The organism is Dyadobacter ginsengisoli DSM 21015, from assembly GCF_059568735.1.
The window spans coordinates 520439-544814 of the sequence record NZ_JCANTY010000001.1 but is presented as its reverse complement, the minus strand read 5'-3'; the positions used below and the strand labels follow the sequence as shown (position 1 = coordinate 544814).

16 protein-coding genes are annotated in these 24376 nt (G+C 53.1%); 11 read left to right on the top strand and 5 right to left on the bottom strand.

Annotated features, from left to right (window positions below; translation table 11 throughout):
- Positions 1-135: 135 nt before the first annotated feature.
- The 7 genes from BP71_RS01740 (at position 136) to BP71_RS01710 (ending at position 12553) form a co-directional block, all read left to right on the top strand.
- Complete coding sequence (locus BP71_RS01740) at positions 136-771, top strand: NUDIX hydrolase (protein WP_496375955.1); 636 nt, start codon at positions 136-138, stop codon at positions 769-771.
- 193 nt (positions 772-964) lie between these two features.
- Positions 965-2299 carry a sugar porter family MFS transporter gene (locus BP71_RS01735; RefSeq protein ID WP_496375953.1) on the top strand — a complete coding sequence of 445 codons (1335 nt, stop codon included), beginning with the start codon at positions 965-967 and terminating at the stop codon, positions 2297-2299.
- Between the two features lie 29 nt (positions 2300-2328).
- On the top strand, positions 2329-3231 hold the full coding sequence (locus BP71_RS01730) for a carbohydrate kinase family protein (protein ID WP_496375951.1): 903 nt from the start codon (positions 2329-2331) through the stop codon (positions 3229-3231).
- Positions 3232-3270: 39 nt separating this feature from the next.
- The gene (locus BP71_RS01725) at positions 3271-6429 is read left to right on the top strand and encodes a SusC/RagA family TonB-linked outer membrane protein (RefSeq protein WP_496375949.1); all 3159 of its coding nucleotides are present in this window, start codon (positions 3271-3273) and stop codon (positions 6427-6429) included.
- A gap of 19 nt (positions 6430-6448) precedes the next feature.
- Positions 6449-8161 carry a RagB/SusD family nutrient uptake outer membrane protein gene (locus BP71_RS01720; protein WP_496375947.1) on the top strand — a complete coding sequence of 571 codons (1713 nt, stop codon included), beginning with the start codon at positions 6449-6451 and terminating at the stop codon, positions 8159-8161.
- 71 nt (positions 8162-8232) lie between these two features.
- On the top strand, positions 8233-9741 hold the full coding sequence (locus BP71_RS01715; RefSeq protein ID WP_496375945.1) for a glycoside hydrolase family 32 protein: 1509 nt from the start codon (positions 8233-8235) through the stop codon (positions 9739-9741).
- 91 nt (positions 9742-9832) lie between these two features.
- Positions 9833-12553: a hybrid sensor histidine kinase/response regulator transcription factor gene (locus BP71_RS01710; protein WP_496375942.1), complete on the top strand. Its 2721-nt coding sequence runs from the start codon at positions 9833-9835 to the stop codon at positions 12551-12553.
- Positions 12554-12558: 5 nt separating this feature from the next.
- On the opposite strand, the gene BP71_RS01705 is transcribed toward BP71_RS01710, so the two are convergent.
- From BP71_RS01705 to BP71_RS01690, 4 genes are all read right to left on the bottom strand, one after another.
- Positions 12559-13269 carry a hypothetical protein gene (locus tag BP71_RS01705; RefSeq protein ID WP_496375940.1) on the bottom strand — a complete coding sequence of 237 codons (711 nt, stop codon included), beginning with the start codon at positions 13267-13269 and terminating at the stop codon, positions 12559-12561.
- Positions 13270-13375: 106 nt separating this feature from the next.
- A complete protein-coding gene (locus BP71_RS01700; RefSeq protein ID WP_496375938.1) occupies positions 13376-15145 on the bottom strand; it encodes a patatin-like phospholipase family protein in 1770 nt (589 codons plus the stop codon).
- Between the two features lie 27 nt (positions 15146-15172).
- Positions 15173-16720 (bottom strand): ComEC/Rec2 family competence protein, encoded by a 1548-nt coding sequence (locus BP71_RS01695; protein WP_496375936.1) that lies wholly within the window; start codon positions 16718-16720, stop codon positions 15173-15175.
- The gene (locus tag BP71_RS01690; RefSeq protein ID WP_496375934.1) at positions 16717-18648 is read right to left on the bottom strand and encodes a hypothetical protein; all 1932 of its coding nucleotides are present in this window, start codon (positions 18646-18648) and stop codon (positions 16717-16719) included. Before BP71_RS01690 ends, BP71_RS01695 begins: the two co-directional genes overlap by 4 nt.
- Positions 18649-18892: 244 nt before the next feature.
- On the opposite strand from BP71_RS01690, the gene BP71_RS01685 reads away from it, so the two are divergent.
- On the top strand, positions 18893-19483 hold the full coding sequence (locus tag BP71_RS01685; RefSeq protein WP_496375932.1) for a hypothetical protein: 591 nt from the start codon (positions 18893-18895) through the stop codon (positions 19481-19483).
- A gap of 158 nt (positions 19484-19641) precedes the next feature.
- Positions 19642-21138, top strand: coding sequence for an alpha-L-fucosidase (locus BP71_RS01680; protein ID WP_496375930.1), 1497 nt, complete (start codon positions 19642-19644; stop codon positions 21136-21138).
- A gap of 59 nt (positions 21139-21197) precedes the next feature.
- Here the strand turns inward: BP71_RS01680 and BP71_RS01675 are convergent, their stop codons facing one another.
- Complete coding sequence (locus BP71_RS01675) at positions 21198-22076, bottom strand: helix-turn-helix domain-containing protein (protein WP_496375928.1); 879 nt, start codon at positions 22074-22076, stop codon at positions 21198-21200.
- 280 nt (positions 22077-22356) lie between these two features.
- On the opposite strand from BP71_RS01675, the gene BP71_RS01670 reads away from it, so the two are divergent.
- The gene (locus BP71_RS01670; protein ID WP_496375926.1) at positions 22357-23583 is read left to right on the top strand and encodes an enolase C-terminal domain-like protein; all 1227 of its coding nucleotides are present in this window, start codon (positions 22357-22359) and stop codon (positions 23581-23583) included.
- Positions 23584-23608: 25 nt separating this feature from the next.
- The gene (locus BP71_RS01665) at positions 23609-24376 is read left to right on the top strand and encodes an SDR family NAD(P)-dependent oxidoreductase (protein WP_496375924.1); all 768 of its coding nucleotides are present in this window, start codon (positions 23609-23611) and stop codon (positions 24374-24376) included.

Below are 24376 nucleotides of genomic sequence, written 5' to 3'. Positions count from 1 at the left end.
TACTCAACGTTCATAACGGGGGCAAGCCGGATTGAATTCAAAAAAAGTTTCAGATATTCGTCGGTTACTTACAGAGAACCGGCCCTCTGATTCGGCTGATATGAATCAATCTACGTTTGTCCCTTTTTTATTGTTATGTCCGCAAATCCCTGGCTGGCAGCTATCAAACGCATTCTGGCCCTTTCCCAAACCGGCCTGGCCTTTCAACCCGGCGACTACGATCGTGAACGTTACGAAGAAATCCGTCAGATCAGCCTGGATCTCCTCGCCCATATGAGTAATGCGCCCATGGACCAGATTATCAGGATATTACCACACGAAATCGGCTACGTAACCCCCAAAGTGGATGTCCGTGCAGTGATTTTCAGAAATGCCGATGAAATCCTGATGGTGCAGGAAAAAATAGATCATGACCGCTGGACGCTACCCGGTGGATGGGCCGACGTGGGTTACACGCCGTTCGAAGTCGCGGTGAAGGAGACTTTCGAAGAAACCGGCCTGCATGCCGAAGCTACCCGGTTGCTCGCCGTTTTTGACAAAAGTAAACACGATCATCCCGAAGAGCCCTGGTATGTTTATAAATTCTTTATCCTCTGCCGGGTTACAGGCGGGGATATCCTGGAACACACCACCGAAACATCCGGCGTGTCGTGGGTGAAATTCGGCGCATTACCTGATCTCGACCTTTCGGTTAACCGCACCACCTACTCCCAGATCAGCCAGCTGCTCCCCTTCGCTGCCGACCCGGGCTTACCCGTTTTGTGTGACTGATCTGGTATGAAACAATTCCTCAAAAACCTGAAACATATTTAAAAACAGCATTTTTTGAAATTTATTTAATATATTGAAAATCAAATAATTAAATACAAAACCATCCACAGTCAAAATTAAAAACATTTGGTACTGATTTAAAAAAGGACCAGCGCATTACCGGTTAGCTTCGTCAGAAATTAATTCCAAAATCATGACAAGCAAAAAGGTAATCTTCTGGGCATTCACAGTCGCGCTGGGAGGATTTTTATTCGGGTTCGACACCGCGGTCATCTCGGGCGCGGAAAAATCGATCCAGCAATTGTGGGGTCTCACGACCGTACAGCACGGCTTCACAGTGTCCATCGCATTGATCGGTACCGTCCTCGGCTCTCTCACGGGCGCCTTTCCTTCCGAACGGTATGGACGCAAATACACCCTGTTCGCGATTGCGGTCCTCTATCTCATTTCTTCTCTCGGGTCTGCACTGGCCTCGGATTGGGTTTCCTTTTTGATCTTCCGCTTTCTGGGAGGCATCGGCGTAGGCATTTCGTCGGTCACGGCCCCGCTGTATATCTCTGAAATTTCGCCGGCCAACTCGCGCGGCCGGCTGGTGGCGATGTTTCAATTCAACGTTGTGCTCGGAATCCTCATCGCCTATTTATCCAATTACCTGCTCGTGGGTTTGGGAGAAAACGACTGGCGGTGGATGCTGGGCGTGCAGGCTGTGCCTTCCCTCATTTTCCTGGTCGCGATCCTGTTCGTTCCCGAAAGTCCGCGTTGGCTGATCGTCAAGCGTGGCAGAGTGGAAGAAGCCCGCCGGATCCTGACCGTTGCCAACAGCGGCATGGATGTGAGCAGTATCGTGTCCGATATCCAGCTTTCGGCGCAGCACAGCCGCGAATCAGGCATCAGCCTCTCCATTTTTTCCTCCCAATACAAATTGCCCGTTCTGCTGGCATTGCTGTTCGCGTTTTTCAACCAGGTTTCCGGCATCAATGCGATCATTTATTACGCGCCCCGGATTTTTGAAATGGCCGGTCTGGGCAAAAGTTCGGCACTGCTCTCGTCGGCCGGCGTGGGATTGGTCAACTTCTGTTTTACATTCATCGCCATCAACCTCATCGACCGTTTTGGCCGCCGCACGCTGATGTTCATCGGCTCCTTTGGGTTGATTGCCACGCTGGGGCTGGTAGCGCAGGCTTTCTACAGTGGTAACCTGGGTGGTTATGCGGTGCCTGTTTACCTGTTCATTTACATTGCCTTCTTCGCGCTTTCGCAGGGGGCGGTAATCTGGGTTTTCATTTCCGAGATCTTCCCCAACCAGGTACGCGCGGCAGGGCAGTCGATGGGCAGCTTCATGCATTGGTTGCTGGCGGCTATCATCGCCTTTACCTTCCCCTACATAGCGGAAACCCTGGGAGGCGGCAACACCTTCATGATTTTCTGCGGGATGATGGTCCTCCAACTCCTGTTCGTCTGGAAGCTGATGCCCGAAACCAAGGGTACTTCGCTCGAACAGATCGAAAAAACATTAATCCTTCACTAGTTCCCCTTACTATTTTAACCGATTTGATCATGACACCGAAGCTAACCGTATTTGGAGAAGTGCTCTGGGACGTATTGCCCGACGCCCGCCTCGCCGGCGGAGCTACTATGAACGTCGCCGCACATCTGCAGCGCTATGGCATGGACGTTTCCTTTATCAGCCGGGTGGGCCACGACGAGCTGGGCAGCGAACTGCTCGCATTCATGGCGCAGCAGGGACTTTCGACTACCTGGGTCCAAACCGGCGAAACACACCTGACGGGCATTGCCAAAGCCAATGTCTCAGACAGCAACGAAGTAACCTACAAAATCCTGCATCCTGTGGCCTGGGACTACATTCAGTTCGACCCTGCTGCTGCCGATCGGGTTGCCGGAAGCGATTTTTTCGTGTACGGCACCCTCGCCGCCCGCGATCATACCACGCGCGGCACACTCCTGCGTTACCTCACTCACGCCCGCGTTCCGGTCTTCGACGTCAACCTCCGCCCCCCGCACTACACCCGTGAGGAGGTGCTCGAACTACTCGGCTTTGCCCGGATCGTGAAAATGAACGAGCATGAGCTCCGCGAAGTAGCCGGCTGGGTAGGCGCATTTGAAAACGAAAGACAGGCCATGACCATGCTCCTGGATCGCTTCCGGCTCAGTATGGTCATCCTCACCTGCGGTGCCGATGGCGCTATGGTGCTCACCACCAGCGGCGAATACCAGCAGCATCCCGGGTTTAGCGTAGAGGTTGCCGACACCATCGGCAGCGGCGATGCGTTTCTGGGCGCATTCCTGTACCGGAACGCTACAGGGCATTCCATTGCAGAGTCGCTGGAATTTGCCTGTGCTGCCGGGGCATTTGTAGCAGGTAAATCCGGTGCATTGCCTGCATTTGGCGAAACCGATATTCAAGACCTGATCCATACGCAGCAGCCCGCTGCGCACTGATTTCCAACTTACCCTATTTAATCTTAACCCATTACCAGTATGCAAAAAATTCTACTGCTGGTGGCCTTCGTGGTCGCCTGTGTGGTGAATCTGCCCGTCCACGCGCAAAACAGGGCTGTGAAAGGAGTCGTCAAAAGCATTGACGGCGAACCGCTTCCCGGTGTTAATGTCCTGGAAAAAGGGACTTCAAATGGTGCTGTTACCGACGTTTCAGGAGCCTATTCCATTTCGCCTGCCGCAGGGGCGACGCTGGTCTTCTCCTATATTGGCATGCAAACAAAAGAAGTGGTGATCGGGAACCAGACGACCATCGCGGTGACGCTCGACTACGATCAGAAAAGCCTCAATGAAGTGGTGGTCGTGGGTTATACTTCTTCCAAAAAAGAAGACCTTACGGGTGCCATAGCCGTGGTGGATATGGCTCCGTTGAAAAACATCAGTTCCGGAAACCCCATGCAGGCATTGCAGGGACGTGTACCTGGATTGTACATCGAGAAAACGGGCTCACCGAATGGCACCAACTCCCGGATCCTGATCCGTGGCGCCAACACCCTCGGGAACACCGATCCGCTCTACATTATCGACGGCGTACCTACCAAGCGCCCTGAGGTGTTTCAGGGACTGAACCCCAACTCCATCGAGTCGATACAGGTGCTCAAAGATGCTTCCGCGTCGTCCATCTACGGTTCACGCGCTTCCAATGGCGTTATCATCATCACCACGAAAAACGGCTCCAACAGCAACGGAAAGATCAATATCGATTTCAATACCAGTATTTCCGCCCAGTCTGAGAAATATGCACGCTTCAAGATGCTCAACGCCGTGGATCGCGGCCGTGCATTATGGCAGGCTTCTGTCAACGACGGGGTAAACCCGGAAGATGGTTACGGCGCGTTGTATCAGTTCGACTGGAACAAAGATTTCACCAATCCGGTGCTGAATGGCGTGAAAGTACAACCGCTCGTGGGCGGCAATGCCAACATGCCTGCGGGCGATACCGACTGGCAGAAAGCGATGTACAAAACCGGCATCGTCACCAACAATGAACTCACGATTTCGGGAGGCAATGGCACCTCGTCGCTGCAAATCAACCTGGGTTATTACAAAAATACCGGTATGCTCCGCTATACCGACTATGACAAGCTGAGTGGCCGGATCAACGGGCTTACCAGTGCATTTGATGGCAAACTGAAAATCGGGGCTAACATGCAAATGGCTTCCTCCAACGAAACCCTCGCTTCGACCGACATCGGCGGTGCGGGAACGCCCGGCCTGGCCGTTACCCTTGCCCCCACCATTCCGGTTTATGCCAAAGACGGCTCCTGGGGTGGTGCGATCGGTTCGGGGTACTCCGACCGTAACAACCCGCTGCACATGCAGGAGATCAACAAATGGGACAATGCGCACCGGCTTACGTTGTTCGGAAATGTGTTTGTGGAATTGCAGCCATTCAAAAATTTCTTCCTGAAAACCAGCCTGGGCGCCGACAACGCCGCCTACCGCTTCAAAAACATCGAACAATCCTTTGAAGAAGGCTCTTTCGGCCGCGCCAACAACAGCCTGACGATCGACCAGAACCGCTACCTGAGCATTACCTGGTCCAACACGGCACGGTACAATCTGGATCTGGGCAACAACCATTTCAAGTTTTTAGCAGGCATCGAGGCCATCAAGAACGATTCGGATTTTGAAATAGCCAGAAAAGAAGGCTTTGCCGTCCAAACCAAAGAATACTTTGTACTCAATGCAGGAACGGGCAATACCAACGTCACCGGCTCCGGCTCGGGCAGCAGGCTGCTTTCCCAATTCGCACGCATCGATTACGGCTTTTCGGACCGTTACCTGGCCGCGATCACCATTCGTCGTGACGGCTCGTCGCGTTTCGGTTCCGAAAATGCCTACGGTATTTTTCCGGCCGCATCGGTGGGCTGGCGCATCGATAAGGAGCAGTTTTTCAAAGGTGTTACCAAAATAAGCAATCTGAAACTGCGGGCCGGGGTTGGCAGGGTTGGTAACCAGGAGATCGGTGACCTCGCCCGCTTCGGATTGTATGATACGCGTTACGGCGCGCGCCAGTCGCAGTTTCCGAATGGCCACAACGGCTTTTTCGACCAGTTCTACAACATCGGTACCGCTTATGACCTCAATGGGGCGAACACGGGCAACCTGCCCTCCGGCTTTGTATCCATCCAGGGTGCTAACCCCAATTTGAAATGGGAAACTACCGACGAAGCCAATTTCGGGCTGGATTTCGGGCTCTTTGACGGCATGATCCAGGGTTCATTCGACTACTTCACCCGCAAGACCAGCGATATTCTCATCACCCCGCCGGTTGCCTCGGCTGTGGGCGAAGGACAATTGCGCGTGCTGAATGGCGCTGCCAAATCCAACAGGGGTTTCGAGCTTTCGGCAGGTTACTATGCGCGGCCCAAAGGTGATTTTACCTATAACATCATGGCGGGTGTGAGCCGCTTCCGCGACAAGATCATCGAACTGCCCGAAGAAGTAAGAGCTGCCTATGCCGGGAATGCCATCCAAACCATCCTGGGGCACTCGCAATTCGATTTGTTCGGTTATAAAACTGCCGGCCTGTTCCAGGACCAGGCCGAAGTGGACGCCGCTCCCGCACAGGTAGGCGCAGGCCCCGGACGCATCCGCTACGTGGATACGAACGGCGACAACAAGATCGACGACCTCGACCGGGTGTTCTTCGGTACTACATTGCCTGCTTTCGAGTACAATGTGAAATTCGAGGCATTCTACAAGTCATTCGACCTGTCTGTTTTCGGATCCGGGATTGCAGGCAGAAAGGGCTTTGATAATTACACATTCTACAACAACTTCATCCGCGGCCGTGAAAACGTCGGACCAGGAGTGTTCGACGCCTGGTCACCCACTAACACCGGTTCCAGAATACCGGCCCTGTCGTTGTCCGATGCCAACAATGAGACACGTACCTCGGATTATTTCAATGTGAATACCTCTTATTTCAAACTGCGCAATATCCAGCTTGGCTACGCATTGAACTCCGACCTGGTACAGAAAATCAAATTACAAAGGGTGCGGATGTACATTATGGCCGAGAACCTGTTCCTGATCAAATCAAAAAAATTCAGTGGCCCGGATCCCGAACGGACGGACATCAACGCCATCCCGATCCCAAGAACACTCACATTCGGCCTGAACGTTTCCTTCTAACCCTGAAATGCAACTGATCATGAAAAACAAATCCCTATTCAGCCTGATCGTCGCGGGAACCGTGCTGGTCAATACTTCCTGCAACGATTTCCTGGACTACCAGCCGCAAGGGCTGCTCTCGTCCGATAATGTCAAATCTGCTTCTGCTGCCGAATCGCTTGTCACCGCTGCCTACGCCGGTATTGGCAACGACGATATGATAGGTCCCATGACAAGCATGTGGGTGTACGGCAGCGTACGCTCCGACGATGCATACAAAGGCGGGGGCGGCGTTTCGGACGTCGCGGAAGTCGATTTCTATGAGCACTACAACCTTACCCGCCCCGATCTCGGCCTGATGCACCCATTCACCTGGGAGAACTTTTACAAAGCCATTTCCCGCGCCAATGCTGCGCTCACCAGCCTGAATGCATTGACGGACGACCAATTCGCACTCCGAACAACCCGCATTGCCGAAATGCGTTTCCTGCGCGGTCACTCGCATTTTATGCTCAAAATGTTGTTCAAAAACATTCCCTATATCGATGAAAAGCTGACAAGCGATGACATTCTCAAAGAATCCAATACGCATTATACCAACGACGAGCTATGGAGCAAAATCGGGGACGACTTCCAGTTTGCGGTCGAGAACCTGCCCCAGAAGCAAAGCCAGATCGGCCGGGCCAACAAGTTGTCGGCGGCGGCATACCTGGCCAAGCTACGGCTATTCCAGGCCTATGAGCAGGATGCGAACCACAAGGTGACGGGCATCAACAAAAACCGCCTGCAGGAGGTAGTGACGCTGACCCAGCAAGTGATTAGCGCAGGCCAATACAGCCTCCAACCTGATTTTGCGGAGAATTTCATTGCTGAAACCGAGAATGGTCCGGAATCTATTTTCGCGATCCAGTACTCGATCAACGACGGAACCGCCGTGGGCCGCATCAGCTACGTGACCGGACTCAACTATCCGCACGGTGCCCCGCAATATGGCTGCTGCGGATTCCACCAGCCCAGCCAGAACCTCGCCAACGCCTACCGGACCGACGCGAACGGCTTACCGTTGTTCGACACATTCAATGACAAGAATGTCGATTTCGCCACTGAAACGGTAGATCCGCGCGTAGACCACACCATCGGCATAGATGGCCATCCGTACAAGTACGACGCAACCAAGCCGTTCAGCAACAGCTGGGTACGCGACCCGGGGGTGTATGGTTTTTTCCATACTATGAAGGAACAGCAGCTTGCCACCAGTTCTTCCTATCATAAGGAAGGTCCGTTCATCGGCAGCTCCAAGAACATCGACATCATCCGTTACGACGACGTATTGCTGATGCAGGCCGAGGCTTATATCGAACTGGGGCAGCATGCCCTGGCGCTGCCGCTGATCAACCAGATCCGTAAGCGTGCGGCTGCCAGCACCGGCCGCCTCAAAAAGGCTGACGGCAACTTGCCTTCCAAATACAATATCAAGGAATATACTGCATCCGGCTGGACACAGGAGTTTGCAAGAAAAGCCATGCGTTGGGAAAGAAGGCTCGAATTCGCCACCGAAAGTCCGCGTTTCTTCGACCTCGTTCGCTGGGGTATCGCCGAGCCGACGTTGAATGCGTATCTTGACAAGGAAAAGGTAAGAAGGCCGTTCCTTGCCACCGCCAAATTTACCGCGGGCCGGGACGAATATTTACCGATCCCGCAACGTGAAATCAGCTTTACCAAGGGACTTTATAAGCAGAATCCGGGTTATTAATTGGGCTGCCGCGAATAACATTAGTATAAATCCGTTGTTGCGGTCCCTTCATGGCATTAAAAAACAACTAAATGAAAAACTACATCATCCCCATATTCACAACCTTGCTTTTCGCACAGTTCGCACAGGCCCAGGACGTCCCTGAAAAGTACCGCCCGAGGTTCCACTTCTCTCCAAAAGCCCACTGGATGAACGACCCGAACGGCATGGTATACCATAATGGCACTTACCACCTGTTTTACCAGTACTACCCGGACGCCAAGATCTGGGGTCCGATGCACTGGGGCCATGCTACCAGTAAAGACATGTTGCATTGGCAGGAACAGCCCATTGCGTTGTATCCCGACAGTCTGGGCTACATCTTTTCCGGCAGCGCCGTAGCAGACGTCAATAACACTTCCGGTTTCGGCAAGGACGGCAAGGTACCGCTCGTCGCGATTTTCACGCATCATAATCCAGTCCTTGAAAAACAGAAGACGGGCCGCCACGAATACCAGAGCCTCGCGTACAGCCTCGATGAAGGCAAAACCTGGACGAAATACAGTGGCAACCCTGTATTACCCAACCCGGGCATCACCGACTTCCGCGACCCGAAAGTGCGCTGGTACGAACCGCAGAAAAAGTGGATTATGACGCTCGCCACCAAGGACCGCATTACATTTTACTCCTCTCCAGACCTCAAAAGCTGGTCGAAGGAAAGTGAATTCGGCGTGGATGCAGGTGCACACGGCGGGGTATGGGAATGCCCGGACCTGTTCCCGCTTATGCACAATGGCAGGCAGGTGTGGGTGCTCATTGTGAATATCAATCCGGGCGGCCCCAACAAAGGCTCCGCAGGCCAGTATTTCCTGGGTGATTTCGATGGGAAAACTTTCTCAGCCTATTCCAAAGAAACCAAGTGGCTGGACTGGGGTGCCGACAATTATGCCGCCGTTACATTCTCTAACACCGGTAACCGAACACTCCTGATGGGCTGGATGAGCAATTGGCAATACGCCAATCAGGTCCCTACCGACCCGTGGCGCAGCGCTAACACCATTTCCCGTGAACTGGGCCTGAAAGCCGTCGGGAAGGAGCTGTACCTGACGTCGGTGCCCGCGAAAGAGCTGGATAGTATTAAGGAGGAAGGATATTCGAGGAAAGTACTCGATGTCAAAACGCCCATTGACCTTACCCCCAAGGGCGGTAACGCATCCGGACTGTTCCGACTGGATTTCCAGACTGCCACAGCCGATGATTTTGAACTCGTCCTTTCCAACAAAACCGGCAATGAGCTTACGATCGGTTACGACAAGGCAGCCAATCAATATTACATCGATCGCTCCAAGTCGGGCAAGATCGATTTTGAAGCAGGTTTCGGACAACGGCATACAGCGCCCCGGCTGTCTAAAGACGGGAAGATCAAGCTGTCGCTCGTGGCAGATGCAGCCTCTGTGGAGCTCTTTACGGACGAGGGACTGACGGTCATGACCGATATTTTCTTTCCCGACACACCCCTTTCGACGCTTTTTATCAAGTCGGCGAAAGGAATCCGGATCGAAGGCCTTCAATACAACATCCTGAAACCCTCGATCGAGTAGCGGGCGTTAATTTTGTATTATATTTGAAATAGAAATCACTATTTTGCTAAAACCCGAATTACCCCGGCCAGATCGGGGTAATTTCTTCATAATGAGACTATTGCTGATCGTCTTCCTGGTATCGACATTGTTTGGAGGCTGCGCCAAAAAACAAGAGGAAGACTATGTCATAGGATTCTCACAATGTACCGGCGACGATGAATGGCGCAAAGCGATGCTCGACGGTATGCAGCGTGAGCTCGCGTTTCACAACAATACGCGTCTCATTTACAAGGATGCGCACGCCAATAGCGCGGTGCAAATCCGGCAGGTTGAAGAACTGTTGAAAAGCGGGATCCAACTCCTGATCGTATCTCCCAATGAATCCGACCCGCTGACGCCGGTGATCGAAAAGGCGTACCGCCAGGGCATTCCGGTGGTGGTGGTTGATCGTCGTACATCGTCGCCCTATTTTACGGCATATGTAGGCGGCGACAATTACCAGGTGGGTAAAACCGTCGGCGAGTACACGGCGACATTGTTGCGCGGGAACGGCAAAATCATCGAAATTACCGGCCTGCCCCGCTCCTCGCCCGCCTCCGACCGCCATCGCGGGCTTGTGGACGCACTTACCGCTCATGCAGGCATACAGCGTGTGGCTACATTGAACGGCCAATGGGAAAAGGATATCGCTAAAAAGGAATTACGTAAAGTCCTCCCCCGCTTTCCCGATCTCGACCTCATCTTCGCCCAGAATGAGGTCATGGCGATGGGCGCCCGGGAGGTATGCAATGAAATATTTCCCGACCGCAAAATCCGCGTCATCGGGGTAGACGGCCTGCCAGGGCAGTTTGGGGACATTCAAATGGTATATGACGGCCACATTACCGCCACTGCGCTCTATCCGACCGGTGGTGAAGAAGCCGCGCGGGTTGCCATGAACATCCTCCAAAAACACCCTTATCAAAAAGAAAACCTGCTGCAAACAGCTATTATCGACTCATCCAATGTCAGGATGATCAAAATGCAGACCGACAAGATGATGTCCCAGCAAAACGACATCGAACGCCAGCAGGCCCGTATCGACGAGCAGCTGGAAATTTACCAGACGCAACGCGGACTGCTGTACGTAATGACCGGCCTGTTCATCGTTTCCATCATTCTGGGTTCGGTAGCATTGTATTCACTGATCGAGAACAAGAAGATCAACCGGGAGCTTAATTCCAAAAACCGGGAGATCCTGGTGCAGCGCAACCGAATACAGGATATTGCCGAAAAAGCACAGGAAGCCACCGAATCCAAATTCCGGTTTTTCACGAATATTTCACACGAATTCCGGACACCGCTCACGCTCATCCTGGGGCCGGTGGAGGAGCTTTTAAGACAAAAAAATGAAAACCAGGCAGTCAAAAAGAACCTGTCGCTGGTGCAGAGAAACGCGCAGCGTCTACTATGGCTGGTCAGCCAGCTCATGGACTTCCGCAAAATTGAGAGCGGCAAGATCCGGCTGCAGGTCTCTGAAAATGACACAATTGCCTTCATCCGTGAACTAATGCTGCCTTTTGACCATGTCGCGAAAAAACGCAGGATCGACTTTCGCCTCATCAGCACACTGAATGAATTGCGTGTCTGGTTTGATACCGACATGATGGACAAAGTGCTGTTCAACCTGCTGTCGAACGCATTCAAATTCACCTCGGACTGGGGGCATATCTACATCCATATCTCCCAGGCAGACCAGAACGTGGTGATCAGGGTGGAAGATAATGGCTCCGGACTGAGCGATACGGATATCGCAGGGGCATTTGAAATGTTTTACCAGGGCAAAAATTCGATCAAAGGCACCGGGCTCGGGTTGCCGCTTTCACGGGAGTTTGTGGAATTGCACCAGGGGACCATTACAGCTGACGGTAAAAAAGGTGAAGGCGCTACATTCACGGTCACATTACCGCTCGGCAAAGGGCATTTTCAACCGGAAGACATCACTGATCCGACCATAGATACCGCCCAAAGGTCGATAGCCTGGCTTACAACGGAGCCGGAGCAGGCCACCACACCCGCTACTCCCGACCGCCAGGACCTGCCCAGCATTGTGATTGTGGAAGATAATGAGGACCTGGTGACGTTTATCGAGGGGCTTTTACATTCCGAATACCAGGTCATCACGGCCAGGGATGGCAAATCCGGCCTCGATCAATGTCTCGACGCCGTACCCGATCTGGTGCTGTGCGACGTCATGTTACCTGGCATGGATGGTTTGCAGATCACAAGCGCATTAAAATCGGATATGCGGACCTCCCACATCCCGGTGATCCTGCTGACAGCCAAAAACAATCCGGAGCAGCAGTTGGAAGGAATGCAGGCCAGGGCGGATATGTACCTGACCAAACCATTCAGCCCCGCATTTTTGCTGGAAAGTATCCGAAGTCTGCTTGCTAACCGGCTGTTGCTCAAAACTGCTCAGGTAGGCCAGGGTATCACGGATCAGGAAACCGGACTTTCGAAACTCGACAGGAAATTCGTCAACGACCTACGCGCACTCATCGTCTCGCGCCTGGACGATCCCTCACTTACCGTCGAATCGCTGGGAAAGGAACTGGGACTTTCGCGCGTACAACTCTTCCGCAAGACCAAAGCATTACTGGGAGGCGGCACCAATGACCTTATACTCCATCTGCGTTTGGAAAAAGCATGCGTATTGCTCCGCAACCCGGACCTGAGCGTCGCCGAAATTGCCGACCGGACCGGATTTACCTCGCAAAGCTATTTTTCCACTGTTTTTAAGACGCGCTTCGGAGTTTCTCCCAAAGACTGGCGGCTGGTCAAGACATAGTGCAATCAGTTGGAAATCTGAATGCCAAGCTTTTCATAATACGCTTCGACTACACTACCTACATACCGGTAAGGATCTACACTGCGATTAAACCGGAGCGTGGTCACGTCATTATCGAGGAAAAATGAAGTGGAAGCAAAAAATGCGCTGGGTCTGATACCGCCCGGGCCGGCATCGATTATCTCATAGGGTATAGTCTTCTCAAACGTCACGTCCCGGCTCTCCCCGATCACCATATCGAGCGTTAACGGCGAACCGATTTTGCTTCGTTCACCGTAAGTGTCGCCCGGGAAACTCGGTGTGTGCAGGATCAGTTTGCCCGACGCGTTATTTGTATAACCCAGCAAATAGCCTGTCGCAACGGGGAATGAAGGGCTTGCCACCCGTTTGATCCGCATTCTGACATCGAAAGTAGCGCCGCCATTGGTGCCCGGAACGTATCCGGTGTTCGTATTGGCCTTTGCCTGGAAGCGTGATAAGGAGATATTTTGCATTGAACCGGTCACGGCCCCCAGATCCGTTCCATCCTTCGCCAGAAAAGTAATCGATTCGATGATAAACTCACAGGGGTAGAGCCTTGACGAACCGTCCGTGGCCGTGCAGGCGGATTCCGGTAAATTGACCGGAACATCGTGATCGGTGCAGGAAAAAGCGGCCGTAAAAAGCGCGAAAACGAATAACCTAAGACCAGCGGAGAAGTAGTGCGATGTTTTCATAGCAGGATGCGCAGTTAGATGACTATTGAGTATATTAAATTGGTTATCAATTAAATATACCCAATAATCACCCCTACTAAAATCTTACTTATTATCCGGCGATGCTTTATCCTTTTGCCTCCTGTACCCGTGCGAGCGCAATGAGTTTTGCGGGTGGCGTAATACCGGGTGACGCAATAGCCGCCGCCATGGACGGATGCAGCTTAAAACCCGGGAAATAAGTATCAGGGCGGGTTGCATCCTGCGACAGCAGAAAGGCCAACCAGATCAGCCGTGCCCTTTCCAGCACCTGCTGGTCTTTGGGCGACCGGGTTCCATCCTTCGTATTATTTTCAAAATAGACGAGAATGCGGTAGGTCAATGTAATCTCGGCACTGGCAATGATTGCGTCCATCCGGAAACGGTCTTTGAGCCACCATAACGTGGTGCCCATTTCATTGGCCGTTTGAATGACCGGAACAAACACCTTGCTTTGGGCAAGCAGTGAATGCCGGTCTGCCCTTCGGTCCGCATTGCGGAGTATACCGCTCAGAATGCCGGTAATGACCGCCTTGGGCCGGAAGTTGTCATCCGCGAACACCAGCCCGTAGTTGAGCGAGCGCACGCGACGCAAAAACACGGACAGCAACAGTTTCACAGCCGTCATTATCCTGACTTTCAAGAGATAGCCCCATTGCGAAAATGTGAATTTCAGAAAGACGGGCATACCCAGGCTGTAAATCCGCGGTTCCAGGTCCTCGATTCCTCCGGTCACACGATCCCAGACCTTTGTCAAACCAAAAAGCAGCGCAGACACCGTCAATGCAATACCTGCCAGCAGACCGAAGAAGAAATTTCCGCCGCTTCGTGCGCCCAGTTGTACAAAGGCCAGTATCAATGCGACCACCAGGCAAACTACTGAAATCAGGCCGACGGTCCTCCCGATACGCCCGATGGGCTTTTCCCTCCCAGCTGCCGGTCCCGGACCCGGCGGGGTGTAGATCTCCGTTTGCGCGCTGGCCACGTCCGCGATCATCAGCAAAGTAGACGGTTCGAGCGACGGATCATGAACAGCTTCTCCGATGTTTTCGAGATATGCCGCGTTACGGTTATTGGCTGTCACAATGGCTTCGATCCCTTGGTTATCATACACACCGCCGTCTATGATTCCCAGCCGTTCGATGGGTACGATGGTGCCGTTGGAGTTTTTAAAGATCAGCGCCGGATCATCTTTTGGAAAGAAATCATCGGGTAAAACAAGCGGCTCGAAACCCACGGGAAAGCAGGACGATGACGCGACGATATCGGCCAGCCGGATCTGGCGTGCGCGATCCCGCGGGATCGTCACGTTACCGTTGCCTATGTAGTAGCTGTCAAAAAACCGACCATTCTCCTGCACCTGTTCAGGAAGGTGGCCGGCATACTGGAATCGGAACGCTGTACCGGTATCCAGCTCCGTGGCACTGAAAATCACCGATTGTAAATGGAAGGGCACCTCGGGTGCATCCGGCTTCCAGAACAGGTTGAAACGATCCTGGCCATACAGTTGTTCGTGGTACGTGTCGGCAAATGCACGGATCAGTTTATAGTTTGCACCCGGTGTGTCCGCCGCTTTACCCCAGTTGCTGATAGATCGTTCAAGAATTTCGTCCCGCCCCAGGATTTTGTAAAAATCGTCGTAAATGACGTCCATGAACTGCCCCTGTTTCCGGCGCGCGGCATAAAATGCACCGGTGATCGTGCCGCCTGAAATGGTGGACAGCATATGCACGTTTTCCAGTACACCCAGTAAATGCAGCAGGTTGAGCGTTCCCAGCCCATAGGCGGCAGCGCGGAATCCACCGCCGGAAATTGTTAATGCAATGCGTTCGAAAGTAGCTTCGCCAGTTTCAGCCATAAGTTCAGCGGGATTGGAGGTTGGGGGTTACAATGCGATATCCTTGATGAGGTAGTCGAAATAGAGTTCATCAACCTTGGAGCGGGAGAGGAATTCGTCCCAGGCCGGCTGCGGCAGGCTGACTTTCTTGACAAAGGACGTCTGGTCGGTCTGAAAAATCCTCCCGCTCGTTTTTTCCTCCAGCGCTTTCAGGATCGATGGCAGCGGGTGCCGCCACGGCGGATTGTTTTTAGTAAGTGCCCACTTGTTGACAGCGGTGATCATCGCCGTAAACTCCGACGCATATTTACCCGTACCCATCCAGGACAGGTTGGGGTGCTTATCTTCCGTCAGGCCGGCCAGGGTTGCATTATGGCTGCAATGATGTGCGACCTTGTAAAGCACCGTCCGGCCCAGCAGATCCCGTACCGTCACCTTGGCCTCACCGGAACCCCAGGTGTTTTCAGGCCACGACACCCAGTTCCCACGCTGGGCATCCCCAGCAAAAAGCAAGGTTTTCCGGGACACCGGCAGCTCGAAAGCCAGTACCAGACTCGTGTTATTGATGCCGGTGTTGAGCTGCAAAGCCAGACTTTCCGCCGAATAGAGCCATTCATTATCGATTCGCCGCCAGGATGCATTGGAGTCTACCTCGCTTTTGTCTACACTTTCACCGGTGCTGCCGTGCCCGTAATAGGTCGTTACAAATGCGTCAGGATCGATGTCCGAGAACGATAGATGGAAACGTGCATCGAATGGGGAAGTTCGTTTATCCGAACCGACACTGGCAGCGGCCAGCATGGAAAAACCATGTCCGGTTGGTTTCTCATCCGGGAATGCCTCGTTAGCTCTCGGGTCCTCGTCGGTCAGAAGGTCCTCGTTCCGCGGAGGGCCGAAAACATAAACCCTGGTCCCGTTGGGAGAAATTTCCCTTTCATCGCCCGGCCGCAGATATTCGATGCCGCCATTCGCGGCCGCCTTCTGCTTGATCAGCCGAAGCCCTTGCTTGTTGATGGATTTTTGAATATCAGCAACCGCAAATGCAATCGGAGTATTTGATCCATGTTCATTTCCCGTTTCCAGTTCAAGCAGGCGGTCGACCCTGCTGAGCACCCGGCTGGATTTTTCGTCGACCGGCAAGCCAGCCATCTGGTTCCGTGCATTCACAAGCCCTAGCAGCTGATCTTTGTGACGTTCGCGAAGTGTGTTCGCCAGTTCATCGTCCGGGTCTTCCGTCCAGGCAAACCATGCCTTGTCGATCTGAATGTCGTTGAAATAGGGTTTGGTCTTTTTCCATATTCCGTTTACATGGTCCTGGTGTTCATGCGTGACCACCATCAGATGCAGGTGATTGCCGGTAGATTTACCGATATGCTGCACGATATCATTGATTTTTGGCCCCTCCCGGAAACCTGCGCCGGTACTATCCGGATGAATGAAATCCTGGGAGCCCGGTTTCAGTCCGCAGTCGATCAGGACGTAAAATGGTTTGTCCGGCAGTTCGGTCGGGAACGCCAGCAGGAAACAGTCGCCATGGCCCTGCCGGTACATTCGCACCGTAACGCCATCCGGTGGCGGTATAAGGAGATCGCTCATGATGGATCAGAATGAAGTAATGCGAATGGTTCATTTAGTAGAGAATCGACGCCCAGACGCCCGCTCAGCGGCAAACCGCTGTCAAATGCGTTGCCATTGACCGTCGTCTCGCCGGTCTTGAATCTGCGGACGCGTTCAAGTTCAGCATTGTTGGCAATGTCGCCGGCGGTACGTATCACCCGGAGCACCTCCTGCGTGGCGGGGTCGATCAGGATCGTGCATCCCGAGCGGAAGGTGAAGTCCCCTCTTTCGCGGGAAAGTTTGTTCCAGGTCAATTTGTCTTTCCGTAACTGTTCGTCTTTGTCAAAATACCCCCGGCGGCGTTGTGTGATCTCGATGATATAGGCCGTATGAATACTTCCCCGGTTGGCGCGGCGGATGATCGGCCGAACGGCGTGAACCTCGACGGTAGGATTACCGGATTTATCCCTGTAAACTGTCGGCGGCGCCTTACCGTCGAGCACCAGCCCGAACAAGGTGGCATAGTCGTTCTTATAGGTATCACCCCGTTCCAACCATATCCACCATTTTGCCTTCAGAGGTTCCAATCGTTTCCAGACTTCAAACCGGTCACTTTCGAGGTTCCAGTCGATTACGCCTTCTTCTTTGAAAAAGTCCTTGATTCGTTTTTTCCGCTCGGTTATGTCGGTTTTGACACCGGCGCTTCCCGGAGCGATTCCACGCCGGACAGCTGCCAGATTTTCCATCAGCTCATCGCCGGCCGGCCACGCCAATGTTTCGATACCGAGGTTTGTGACACCACGCGGATAAATACCCCATTCCCGGAAGCTTTCGATAAACACGATCCGGAAACTTCCCTCCTCATCCGGCATGTAATCCAGGTCGGCAGTAATAATGGCGCGGAGAAAATCACCGAACGTAATATCTACCGGCGGGCAGTAGTCAATCGCGCGTATGCACATCTGTAACACCCGGTCTGCACAGGTAGCTGCCTCGCGGGCGAGCCTGCGGGTGAGGTCCGGGTGAATCTCCCCTTCCGGCAAGGTACCTGAGCCGCCCGTGGCGATCCGGAACAGGTCCGCGGTCCTTGACCGGTATATCAGCAGAAAAGCCCGGAAAACCGCTGCCACCAGAATGCTCCCGCGTTCGTGAGGGCTCATGGTCTTTTGCAAAACCAACGGATCCGGCTGACGTTGCTCCCACTTCCCTGCCTCGTTGAGCTTACCCAACGCGTCGCGCAGGGCGGCACCCCGGCCCGTAGCCTGCCCGAATTGCTGCGCCAACTGGCTCAGCAGGTTTTCGGATTCCAGATTGCCCCGCGTTTTACTGATCTGACTTTCCAGTACCACCGGATAGGAGAAGTGCTGGAATAGCGCGACGATATCCGCGAAGGCTTCGTGAAAGGCGTGTACGTCCGGATTACTGGGCTCGTTGAAGCGAGGATGTACGCCGTCGAGCAGCGCGTGCGTGACCTCGTGTGCAATAATATCGTGTGAAAGACAGGTGAATACCAGCGTGCCGGGCATCGTATGACGGTCACGGCTGGTGGCAGGAAAATACCCAAATAGGATCGCTTTTTTCGCCGGACTGTAATAGGCATTCCGGTCGCGCAGGGCGTGCGGGTATATACGCAGACGGCGCACGAACTGCTCGGTGTACTCGCCCGCCTTCCATACCTGCCTGTCACCCCAGAATGCAACCCGCCCCAACGCTCTTTCGAAATGACGGATAGTGGTCATCGCGACGGCATATACCATTTGCTGATGGAACTGCGGATTGGATTCGGAAGGCAGCAGTCCGTCCTGCGCCAGCAGGTGGGGGTCGTTGAGATTTACAGGCCTGTAACCCGTTCCGCTGGCCGGATCATAATCGACCACTTCGATGTACTCACCCACGGGACCTGGAAGCAGGTCTTTTTCCCACGGGATCGAAAGGGTGATCTGGTTGATATGGGATGTTTCGAGCATAGATGCCAGACTCGGATCAAACGTCAGGATCCTGAGGCGTCGTGTGGCAGGGGGTTCAATTTGATACGGCATTGGTCATAGAGCGCAGTGTGGAACGGGAGTTATAAGCGTGCTGAAATTTAAAGGAACGGCCCGGATTTTTTTAGAGGGATTTTACGCTATTTGCAACCGCCGGTCTCTATTTTTCCAAAACATCCCTTTTTTATCTAATTTGCCGCCATTTACCACTATTTTGAATAAAACTATGAAACGTTTCCTCTACGCGCTGACCACGGTCCTTTTCCTGGCGCTCACATCGTACCGCACTACGGCACAGGGCCTTTCCGTTGAAAGCCTGCTCGACAAAGCCATGTCACTATCACAAAAAGGCGACAAGTCGGGTACAGCCGACGCCCTTACAGACGGTGTTTCGGCATTGGAAAAAGAGGCAAAAAGCTCCAACGGAAGCCTGAAAGACAAATTACTGGGCAAGGCGGGCGACCTGAAAGCACTGATCCCCCTGGCTTCATCCGGTAAGCTCTCCGGTGGTGCATTGGGCAAGGTGGTTAACGCCGTTAAAATGCTGATCGGCGCCAACCGCATCAGCGGATTGCTCGGCAAGGGCGATTCAGGATTGCTGGGTAATGCGGCCGGTCTTACCAGCAGTCTCGGATTGATCAAGGCGGGCTCGTCTATCCTCGGTTCCGACAAACAATCGCAGCTCGGCGGATTGCTGGGCGAAGCCACCAAAACGGTTTCGGGACTGGACAAGAAAGGCCCTGCCGCCAAACTTGCGGCTGCGGCATCTTCCAAGCAGTTGGGCGGTATTGTCAGCCTGGTAAGCTCGGCGCTCTAACCCTGCCGGTTTGGGATTTTCAGAAGCGTGAGGCGGAAAAGGCCGCCTCACGCTTCTTTTTTTGCCAATATAGTGCTGAAACTGGTTAACAGCGTGAGTACTTGGCAAGCGGAGGAGCGCTTCTTTTGCATTAGGATTATTCTTAAACCCACATTCCAATGAAACTGCGCCTGCTCACTACCACGCTATTGCTCCTCGCTTTGCAAAACGCTGTCGCACAGCTGCAACTACCGGCAGCGAAACCCAGCCCGGCACAGGCCGCCATGATCAAAAGAGGTTATGGGATGTTCATCCACTTCGGGATCAATACATTTGCAGACACAGAATGGTCCGATGGCAGCCTGCCCATCGACCGGTACAACCCCACGGCTCTCGACCCCGATCAATGGGTGCGGGTGGCTAAGGAGGCCGGGTTCCGGTATGTACTGCTGACGACCAAGCACCATGAAGGCTTTTGCCTCTGGGACAGTAAATACACCGATTATGACGTGGCCGGCTCCCCCAACAAAACGGACGTGGTCAAGGCCGTTTCCGACGCATGCAAGAAATATGGCATTCAGTTTGCCGTGTATTATTCGCTCTGGGACCGGCATGAGCCTTCCTGCAAAGATAAAAATCCGCAGGTGTATGTCGATTATATGCTCAAACAGCTCACCGAGCTTTTCACCAACTATGGCCCGATCTGCGAACTCTGGCTCGACGGCGGCTGGGACAAGAAACCCGACCAATGGGGTATTGAACAAATCTATAAGCTCGTCAAAAAATACAGTCCTTTGTGCGCAGTGAGCGTTAACCACACGATCGTGAACGAGGAAGGAAAGCGGAACTACACGATCCCGGCTGATATGACGGCCGACAACAAATACTTTTTCCAGTATTTCCCCTCCGATTTCCGCCTGTGGGACCCGCGCCTCATTACCCGGTTCGATAAGAAGCAATACCTGCATGACGGCAAGTCTTATTATCTCCCGTTTGAACATACCATTTGTATCAGCCGCAACTGGAACTGGTTCCAAAAATCCGCGCAACTGCCTACCCGGGAGCTCGATGAGCTCGAAGAACTTTTCTACTGGTGCACCTATAACGATAACTGCCTGGTCATGAACGTACCACCGGACCAGACGGGCCGCATCCGCGAGTATGAAGCCATAACGGCCATCAGCCTGGGTAAACGGCTCGGCCTTGACCTAAAAAAGCCGTTGCCCAAAAACGGCAGGTTCATTTCGCTGTCGCAACCCGCCACAGCCACCAGCGAACTGAGCGAAAAGGGCAAGGCATTTCCCGCTTTCGCCGCTAACGACGGGAGTTTTGAAAGCCGATGGAGTGCGGCCGATACGCTGGCGACACTGGAAATCGCATTGAACCCGCAGGAGGCTTTCAATAAAATATCCATTTTTGAATACCAGGATGTGAAGGAGTTGCCCGACCATTTTTCGCAGATACGGGTTCCCCGTATTCGGGAATACAGCATCGACATTATGCTTGAAGGGCGTTGGCAGACCATTTTTATGGACCGCGAACCGATGGGCGACTGCAAGGTGATCCGCTTGCCGGCCAGTTACCGGACTTCCAGGCTGCGTCTTCGCGTAACGAAAGCGAGTGGCCTGCCCTCCATCACGGAACTGAGCGTGATTGATATGAACCAGAGGATGTAAAGCAAAAGAAAATTACTTCACATAACGTGTATTGCTATCCGTCACACCCGGCGGGTAGTTTAGTTTTTTGCCGCACTTTGGTTCCGGTACTCCTTCGGCGATATTTTATTGATTTTTTTGAAGCAGCGGTTAAAATAGGAAATATTGCTGTAACCGCTTTCCAGGGCAATCTGTGTTACCGGTAAATCCGACTGTTGCAGCAACTTGCAGGCAAAGCCGATCCGCACCTCATTCAGAAAATCCGAAAAAGTACGGTTGGTGAGTGTCTTAAAAAACCGGCAGAATGAATGGATCTGTAAACCGGCGACCGACGCAGCCTGTTGCAGGGTGATATCTTCCTTAAAATTCTGCTGAATGTAATGCATGAGCTTCGGTACGCGGCCCGACGTCTGCGTCGAATAGGTCGAAATCGGGTCAGGTACATTAAGCCAGACCAGCTCCGCCGGATCAAGGAGCTGGTCGATAATTTGCAGGAAGGATGCCAGCAGCCCCACCTGACGGTTTCCCTGGGCAAGCATTTGCTTCAGGAGGTCTGTGATCAGGAATCTTTTTTCACCGCAGATCCTTATCCCACGTTCCGACTCCCTGAAAAACTGCCGCAGCTCCATCGTGTCGGTCAACGCATTCAGTTGCTCGCATATGGCCTCCGGATTGATATATAGCGCCAGCGAAATGGCTTCCGCAGCCGGTTCGTTGGCTTTGGATTCACTGTACCAGACGTGCGGCACGTTAGGCCCTACAAAGGTGAGATCACCTTCTTCAAACCGTTCGATCGAATGACCGATGATGCGGGTTCCGGACCCGGAGAGGACATACACGAGCTGGCACTCTTTGTGAAAGTGAAAATCTGTCGAAAAATACGATCTGACGATCTTTTTGACCACAAATGGCTTCCGGGAAGGTGCAAATTCTGGTAAGAGGGTATACGTGGCTTTCATGCTTCCAAAGTTTCAATATTTACGCAAACATAGTATTGCAAATGATCAATCCGCCATCAATTTACAGGACTTATCACCCATAAATTTGTACATATTCTTCAACAAACCAATCATTTCAAAAAACGAAAAACAAATCCCCTAAACCTTTTCCCACACTAAAAAAGAATAAAACATTGATAAAAAGACATTTATTAAGCCATTAGAAATTTGAAACTCCATTGACACATTGAAAAAAATCGACTCAATTTTAATGGTATCATATTGACATCGCTATAAAACAATGCACATTACCGCAATAGAAATAAAGGATAAACGCTTCGACCTTCATGACGGGGTTGGGTCCGATGCAACACACACCACGCCCCAATATGCTTACGCCGTATGTTGCCTTCGCACCGATTCGGCTATTACCGGCGTCGGCCTTGCATTCACCCTCGGGGCCGGCAACGACCTCGTCTGCAAGGCCATCGAATATCTAGCTGCCTCATTGAAGGGCCGGGAGATCGAAGAACTGATGGCTGGTTTCGGAAATGTGTACCGCACCATGGCCGATGCCCCTTCCCTGCGATGGCTTGGCCCGCATAAAGGTGTGATCCACCTCGCATTGGCGGCCGTCGTGAATGCCTGCTACGACCTGTGGGCCAAGACCCGCGGCGTACCGCTATGGCAGCTGCTGCTCGACCTCACGCCCGTACAACTCGTGAATACCCTTGATCTCAGCTATTTGGAAGAAGTGCTTACCCAGGAGCAGGCTATCGCATTGCTTACTGACCAACACTCCTCACGGGCGCAGCGCCGGGGCGTGCTCGACACGGGCTACAAAGGTTACGACACTTCGGTAGGCTGGTTCAATTTTTCGGATGAGAAGATCGCCGAAAACACCCGCAAGGCCATAGCCGAGGGTTTCAATGCATTGAAACTGAAAGTAGGCTCCGACGATCCGGAACGCGATATACGCCGCGCCCGGCTGATCCGCGACACCGCCGGACCCGAGGCTACGATCATGGTGGATGCCAACCAGAAATGGAACCTGCCCCAGGCATTGAACATTTGCAAAAAGCTCGGCGATATCAACCCCTTCTGGATCGAAGAACCAACCCATCCGGACGATGTTACGGGCCACCAGGCCATTGCACTGGCTATTGCGCCTTTTAAAGTAGCCACGGGCGAGCATATTCCTAACAAGGTTATTTTCAAAAACTTTCTGCAGGCAGGAGCCATGGATTTCTGCCAGGTCGACGCCGTACGCGTCGGGGGCGTTTCGGAATTCCTGACGATCAGCCTGTTGGCACGCAAAATGGGTGTACCGGTGGTCCCGCATGTGGGCGATATGGGCCAGATCCACCAGCACCTGGTACTGTTCAACCACATCGGGATGGGGCACGAACATCTGTTTCTCGAACATATTCCGCATTTACAGCCGTATTTTGTGCATCCCGCGGAGATCACAGGCGGCTTTTACCAGGTCCCGCAGGTGCCCGGCAGCAGCAGCGACCTGAAAGATTGAGGCGGTCCAGAAACAGACAGGAATCATGAATGCATTGACCAACAAAACGATATTTATAACGGGAGGTGCGTCTGGCATCGGGCGGGAATGCACCCTCGCATACCTGCGGGCAGGCGCCCGTGTGAGCGTTTTGGACGCTGACCCCGAGGCATTAGCCGCACTTACCGGCGACTACGGCTCCGGACCGCTGCTCACTTACGAAGGAGATGTCAGAACAAAGGACGATATCCGGAATGCGATCGACAGAACGGTAGAAACCTTTGGGAAACTGCATGTGATCCACAACAACGCCGGTATCGCCAGCCCTTCCAGATCACTCGATCAAACCTCGGAGGAAGAGTGGGATAACCTGTTCGATATTAACCTGAAAAGCGTCTATCTCACGACCCGATACGGGCTGGAACACCTGAAAGCCACCCGGGGCTGCGTGCTCAACACGAGCAGTATGGTAGGCGAAATCGGGCAGGAAAACCATGCGGCTTACGTCGCAACGAAAGGAGGAATGAGCGCGCTTACGAAGGCAATGGCATTGGATTATGCGCCTTTCGGCATCCGGGTGAATGCGGTGTGCCCAGCCGGTGTATGGACGCCTATGTTGCGCAAATGGGCCGGAGAACAGCCTAATACCGGTGAGATTGAAAGCTACCTGGACCACATTCATCCACTAGGTTACTGCCCCGGCGGGGATGTGATCGCCGACGTTGCCGTGTTCCTGGTTTCGGACGCGGCACGGTTTGTCACGGGTTGCATCATGCCGGTGAGCGGCGGTGCGGAACTGGGATATAAAAGATAA

Bases quoted from the DNA above. Each gene is read 5' to 3' on its own strand.
- BP71_RS01735 (WP_496375953.1), top strand. From the start codon at position 965: ATGACAAGCAAAAAGGTAATCTTCTGGGCATTCACAGTCGCGCTGGGA.
- BP71_RS01725 (WP_496375949.1), top strand. From the start codon at position 3,271: ATGCAAAAAATTCTACTGCTGGTGGCCTTCGTGGTCGCCTGTGTGGTG.
- BP71_RS01680 (WP_496375930.1), top strand. From the start codon at position 19,642: ATGAAACTGCGCCTGCTCACTACCACGCTATTGCTCCTCGCTTTGCAA.
- BP71_RS01730 (WP_496375951.1), top strand. From the start codon at position 2,329: ATGACACCGAAGCTAACCGTATTTGGAGAAGTGCTCTGGGACGTATTG.
- BP71_RS01715 (WP_496375945.1), top strand. From the start codon at position 8,233: ATGAAAAACTACATCATCCCCATATTCACAACCTTGCTTTTCGCACAG.
- BP71_RS01700 (WP_496375938.1), bottom strand. From the start codon at position 15,145: ATGGCTGAAACTGGCGAAGCTACTTTCGAACGCATTGCATTAACAATT.
- BP71_RS01695 (WP_496375936.1), bottom strand. From the start codon at position 16,720: ATGAGCGATCTCCTTATACCGCCACCGGATGGCGTTACGGTGCGAATG.
- BP71_RS01685 (WP_496375932.1), top strand. From the start codon at position 18,893: ATGAAACGTTTCCTCTACGCGCTGACCACGGTCCTTTTCCTGGCGCTC.
- BP71_RS01740 (WP_496375955.1), top strand. From the start codon at position 136: ATGTCCGCAAATCCCTGGCTGGCAGCTATCAAACGCATTCTGGCCCTT.
- BP71_RS01665 (WP_496375924.1), top strand. From the start codon at position 23,609: ATGAATGCATTGACCAACAAAACGATATTTATAACGGGAGGTGCGTCT.
- BP71_RS01675 (WP_496375928.1), bottom strand. From the start codon at position 22,076: ATGAAAGCCACGTATACCCTCTTACCAGAATTTGCACCTTCCCGGAAG.
- BP71_RS01720 (WP_496375947.1), top strand. From the start codon at position 6,449: ATGAAAAACAAATCCCTATTCAGCCTGATCGTCGCGGGAACCGTGCTG.
- BP71_RS01705 (WP_496375940.1), bottom strand. From the start codon at position 13,269: ATGAAAACATCGCACTACTTCTCCGCTGGTCTTAGGTTATTCGTTTTC.
- BP71_RS01690 (WP_496375934.1), bottom strand. From the start codon at position 18,648: ATGCTCGAAACATCCCATATCAACCAGATCACCCTTTCGATCCCGTGG.
- BP71_RS01710 (WP_496375942.1), top strand. From the start codon at position 9,833: ATGAGACTATTGCTGATCGTCTTCCTGGTATCGACATTGTTTGGAGGC.
- BP71_RS01670 (WP_496375926.1), top strand. From the start codon at position 22,357: ATGCACATTACCGCAATAGAAATAAAGGATAAACGCTTCGACCTTCAT.